General features: G+C 65.9%; 5 protein-coding genes. 4 read left to right on the top strand and 1 reads right to left on the bottom strand.

Annotation, left to right across the window (positions count from 1 at the left end; translation table 11 throughout):
- Positions 1 to 243: 243 nt before the first annotated feature.
- Together ACTICP_RS15710 and ACTICP_RS15705 are read left to right on the top strand one after the other, a co-directional pair.
- Positions 244 to 1329 (top strand): hypothetical protein, encoded by a 1086-nt coding sequence (locus ACTICP_RS15710; RefSeq protein ID WP_441893957.1) that lies wholly within the window; start codon positions 244 to 246, stop codon positions 1327 to 1329.
- Complete coding sequence (locus tag ACTICP_RS15705) at positions 1326 to 2141, top strand: hypothetical protein (protein ID WP_441893955.1); 816 nt, start codon at positions 1326 to 1328, stop codon at positions 2139 to 2141. The genes ACTICP_RS15710 and ACTICP_RS15705 overlap by 4 nt, the downstream gene beginning before the upstream one ends.
- Positions 2142 to 2210: 69 nt before the next feature.
- Here ACTICP_RS15705 and ACTICP_RS15700 read toward each other — a convergent pair whose 3' ends face one another.
- Positions 2211 to 2807, bottom strand: coding sequence for a TetR/AcrR family transcriptional regulator (locus ACTICP_RS15700; protein ID WP_441893953.1), 597 nt, complete (start codon positions 2805 to 2807; stop codon positions 2211 to 2213).
- 114 nt (positions 2808 to 2921) lie between these two features.
- On the opposite strand from ACTICP_RS15700, the gene ACTICP_RS15695 reads away from it, so the two are divergent.
- Positions 2922 to 3746 (top strand): sugar phosphate isomerase/epimerase family protein, encoded by an 825-nt coding sequence (locus ACTICP_RS15695; RefSeq protein WP_441893951.1) that lies wholly within the window; start codon positions 2922 to 2924, stop codon positions 3744 to 3746.
- Entirely contained in the window at positions 3743 to 4873 is a 1131-nt protein-coding gene (locus tag ACTICP_RS15690) for a Gfo/Idh/MocA family protein (protein ID WP_441893949.1), read from the top strand. Before ACTICP_RS15695 ends, ACTICP_RS15690 begins: the two co-directional genes overlap by 4 nt.
- The last annotated feature ends 168 nt before the right edge of the window (positions 4874 to 5041 follow it).

Below are 5041 nucleotides of genomic sequence, written 5' to 3'. Positions count from 1 at the left end.
TCCTGCTACAGATGAAAACCCCCGGGAAATCGGGGGTTTTTGCGTATCCGGGGCGACGACGCGAGGATCCGTTGCGCACCCCGATTCACTTATCCTTGAAACACGGCGGGCAGTCGCCCTTCGTTGGCGCCGGTGCTGCGGGCTTGCGGCTCTTGTGGGGGGATCGGAGTACGAGTAGAGTGTTCGGGTAATAGCGATATTCCGTTCGTAGCGGATCTAGCTATTATTCCGAACGGAGTGAGAGTGCAGAACACGGAGCCGGTGTCACCCCGGCAATTGCTGCGCGAGGCCATCCGCAACGTCGAGAATCGTCTACCCACGGGATGGGCTGTCGTCGAGGCCAACAAGGGTGCGGTATCGAAGGGGCCTGATGCGGTGTGGTTGTTCTCTGCGCCAGACGGGCGCTCTGCCTCTGCCATGGTCGAAGCAAAGACGGGTGCACTGGCCGGTAGACAAGCGCGTTCGCTGGCTCAGGACCTCCGCGCACGGGCAGTCGAGTCGAAGTCGGTCCCGATTCTCATCGCGCGATACCTGTCGCCACAAGTGCGTGAAGAGCTGCGGCCTACTGGTGTGTCATTCATCGATGCGACCGGGAACCTGCTGATCTCGGCGGTAGATCCCGGACTTTTTCTGTCTGATCGCGGCGCCGACAGAGATCCCTGGCGAAGCAAAGGCAGACCGCGGGGTACGCTCAAGGGCGATCCGGCGGCACGCGTGGTGCGGGCGCTACTCGACTTCTCGCGCCGCTGGCGTGTTCGCGAACTGGTTGCGGCTTCCGGAGCATCGACCGGAGCGACCTATCGAGTGCTCGAGTATCTTAACGACGCGGGGCTCGCTGATAGAGGTGATGACGGGCTATGGGGTGCGCCCGATTGGCAACGCCTTCTGCGTGCATGGGCGGCCGACTACTCATTTCTTGCCGAGAATGAGGGTCGTCAGTTCGTTGCGCCTCGAGGTCTCGCATCGTTTCGCGGCGTCCTGGCGAATTCTGATCGTCCTTATGCGATCACGGCGGCGGCTGCGTCGGAGGAGTGGGCCGCGGTGGCGCCGACTCGGTCGATGTTCGTGTACGTCGAAGACGCCGCCCGTGACGCCGAGGAGTGGAGCCTCCGCCCGACCGATGCCGGGGTCAACGTCGTTCTCCTTGAACCTCGCGGGTCAGACCCAGTCGCGTTTGCGCGCACAGGAAACCTGACGGATGGTGTGAATCGTGTCGCGCCCGCGCAGATCGCTGCCGATCTTCTGAACGGTCCCGGTCGTGACCCGCAGGAGGGTGATGAGCTGATCCGTTGGATGGCAAATAATGAGGCTGTCTGGCGGCTGTCGTGACCATTGAGACTGTGCTCGCCCGTGCAGTGCTCCTCGACGCACTCGAAGCCTTGGATGAACACCTCGCTTCGATCGTCCTGGTGGGAGCCCAGGCGATCTACCTGCGCACCGGGGCGGCAGAAGTCGCGCTGGCGGAGTTCACGACTGACGCGGATCTCGTGCTGGATCCGCGCGAACTGGCCGACGATCCGTTGATCGAAGAGGCGATGACGGGTGGCGGGTTCGTCAGAGATCCCAGCAACATCAATCCGGGTGCGTGGATCTCACAGGACGGCATCCCGGTCGATCTGATGGTGCCAGACGCAGTGGCAGGCAAGGGACGACGTGGAGTCACTGCCGGCCAGCACCACCGTGGCGCAATACGGCGAACGATTGGCCTCGAGGCCGTCCTCGAAGACAACGGGCCGCTCACTGTCGAAGCCCTCGCGGAGGACGATGATCGGCGAATCGAAGTGCGTGTCGCCGGTACTGCAGGGTTGCTCATCGCCAAGCTTCACAAGGTGAGCGAGCGAGCCGACACGCCACTTCGGCGCGACGACAAGGATTCCCATGACATTTACCGGCTACTCGTCGCCGTTAGCACTGATGACCTGGCAGGCGCGATTCGAAGGCTGCTCGTGCGGCCCGTTTCTGGAACCGTGACGTCGGACGCCCTGGACATGCTCGCGGATCTGTTCGCGTCCGGCCCCGAAGCACCCGGCGCGGTCATGGCAGGTCGCGCCGAGCGGACTATCGGATACCCGGAGCAGGTGAGCGTCTCGTCGAGCATCCTCGCCGTAGACCTGTTGCGTGCACTCGGCCGCTGGGCATAACTCCACAACAACAAGGTCCTCCGGCTCCAGGCCGCGCTAGTACGTCAATCCCGTCCTCGCCTCCGCACCTCACGCTGGCCGCAGCAGCGTCGCGATCGACCGCAGTGTGCCCTCCAGCTCGACGGACGGATTCAGCAGCCACTGGATCTGCAGACCGTCGGATGCTGCGATCACCAGCGCCGCGAGCTGCTCGGCCGGCACGTCGTCACGGATCAGGCCATCCTGTTGCTGTGCGCGGAAGCTCGCCGTCAACTCGGCGCGCAGGCGCTCGAACCTCCGGGAGAAATAGTCGCGACTGACCTCGCTCCCGCTTTCGAGGGATGCGGCGACGAGCGTCGAGTACAGCTGCACGAGACCGGGCACCTCGACGTTCGCGATCGCGGCATCCACCATCCGCTCGACACCGGGTTCTTTGTCCAGAGTTCCCGCGGCCGCGCGCTGCGTCTCGGCATGCGCATAGACAGCGACGAGCAGCTGCTCCCGCGAATCGAAGTAGTGCAGCAGGGCCGCGTGCGAGACGCCGATCGCCTCGGCGATGCGCCGCAGCGAGGTGCCGTCAGCCCCGCGCTCGCGGAACACATCGATTGCTCGATCCAAGATCTCCTGTCGTCTGGCGACGCCTTTGGCGTGCGCTCCACGACGACCGATCAGCGGCTCTGACTCCATAGGGACAACCTATCCGAGGTCGCCAACGATTAACCTCCATCTGGAGGTTTTGTGATAATCTCGTCACACCTCCGTCTCGGCGGTTCCTCCACAACGACGTACAAAGGACGATTCATGGCTCTGCCCCTCGCCTCAGTGCAGCTGTATTCGCTTGCGAGCGAGTTCTCCGCCGATATGCACGGCTCGCTCGAACGGCTCGCCGCAATCGGATTCACAACCGTGGAGGCGTTCGACTTCGTCGGACGTCCGGCCGAGATCCGCGCCGCCTTCGATGCCACCGGCATCACCGCATCCACCGGTCACGCACCCCTGCTGTCCGATGAGCTCTGGACGCCGGACGGCGCCATCCCGACGCCCGCACCCGAGGTCGTGTTCGAGGCCGCCGCAGCCATCGGCATGACGACCGTCTTCGACCCCTTCGTGGACCCTGCCCGCTGGCTCACCGAAGACGGCGTCGCCGACATCGCCGAGCGCCTCAACCGCGCAGCCGACGTCGCCGCAACCTTCGGACTGTCAGTCGGGTACCACAACCACGCGCAGGAGTTCGTCGCATCCTTCGGCGGCCAGACGGCGTACGAGCGCTTCATCGAGCTCACTGAGGATCGTGTGCAGATCGAACTCGATCTCTTCTGGGCGCAGACCGGTGGGCAGGACGTCACGGCCCTGGCCGCACGCCTCGGCGGCCGCCTCACCGCGGTGCACGTCAAGGACGGCGTCATCCCCGACGTCAACCCGTGGGGCCCGGACGGGGCAACCTTCTCGTCGGACAGCCTCGACCAGCGGCATCCGGGAACGGGTGACGTCCCGCTCGCCGACAGCCTGCGCGCGAACGACAACATCGAGTTCGCCGTCATCGAGTACGACCACGCGCCCGGCGACGTGTTCGACGACATCGCGGCCGGCTTCGCCTTCCTGCGTGACGGCGGGTTCGTCGCATGAGCGCGCCCCTGGGCGTCGGCATCATCGGGGCCGGTGTCATCAGCCAGACCTACCTCGAGAACCTCACTTCGTTCCCCGACGTCCGTGTCGTCGCCGTGGGCGATCTGATCCCCGAGCGTGCGCGCGCGCAGGCTGACGAGCATGGCGTACCGGCGTGGGGAGACGCGGATGCTGTGCTCTCGAACCCCGACGTCGACCTCGTAGTGAACCTCACCATCCCGGCCACGCACGTCGAGATCTCCTCACGCGCTGTCGCGGCGGGCAAGCACGTCTGGACCGAGAAACCCTTGGGCCTCGACCGCGAGAGCACACGCGCGCTCCTCCGTGAAGCGGATGCTGCGGGGGTGCGCATCGGGTCGGCACCCGACACGATCCTCGGGCCGGGCTTCCAGACGGCCAAGCGCGCGATCGCCGAGGGCGTCATCGGCACTCCGCAGTTCGTGCACACCGCGTTCCAGACGCAGGGCCCTGACCTGTGGCATCCGGAACCCGCCTTTCTGTTCGCGGCCGGTGCCGGCCCGCTCCTCGACATGGGGCCGTACTATTTCTCGGCACTGGTGAGTCTGCTCGGCCCGATCGCGGGCGTCGCGGCCCGCGGATCGCGCTGGCGCACCGAGCGTCAGATCCACACCGGGCCGCGTGCCGGGGAGAGCTTCGCGGTCGAAGTGCCGTCCACGGTTCAGGTGCTGTCGACCTTCGAGGGCGGGCAGCAGGGCACGCATCTGCTGAGCTTCGACTCGGCGCTCGAGCGTCACGGCGTCATCGAGATCCACGGCAGCGAGGGAACGCTCGTGATGCCGGATCCGAATGCGTTCTCGGGACGGACGGCGTACGTCAAGCCGCTCGGCGTGCTGCGCGACGGCATGTCTGTCGAGCAGGAGTGGATCGAGGTCGAGCAGCAGGGCACGGTGGTCGGCCGCGGTCTCGGCGTGCTCGACATGGCGCGTGCCATCGCCGAGGATCGTCCGCACGTCGCCACCGGAGAGCTCGGCTATCACGTGCTCGACGTGCTGCTGTCGGCGCAGGACTCTGCCGCGACGGGCCACTACCTCGAGATCGAGAGCACGGTCGGGGCTGTGCCGCTGGTGCCCGCTGAATTCGACCCGTTCGCGGCAACGCTGGGCTGAGGCCTCGGCTCGCCGGGGTGCGAGCGCGGACGGCAGGTGACGATCGGCCGATCGGCCGATGCGCTCGCACCCGGCGACTGCGAATATGAACGAATGACCGCGAACCCCTCGATGAGCGCCGCCGTGTATCGCCGCTTCGGATCGCCCGAGGTCGTGCACCTCGAGCAG

The organism is Microbacterium sp. (assembly GCF_052102115.1).
GTDB lineage: Bacteria > Actinomycetota > Actinomycetes > Actinomycetales > Microbacteriaceae > Microbacterium.
The sequence above is the reverse complement of the archived record's forward strand: the minus strand, read 5'-3'. Positions and strand labels throughout refer to the sequence as shown.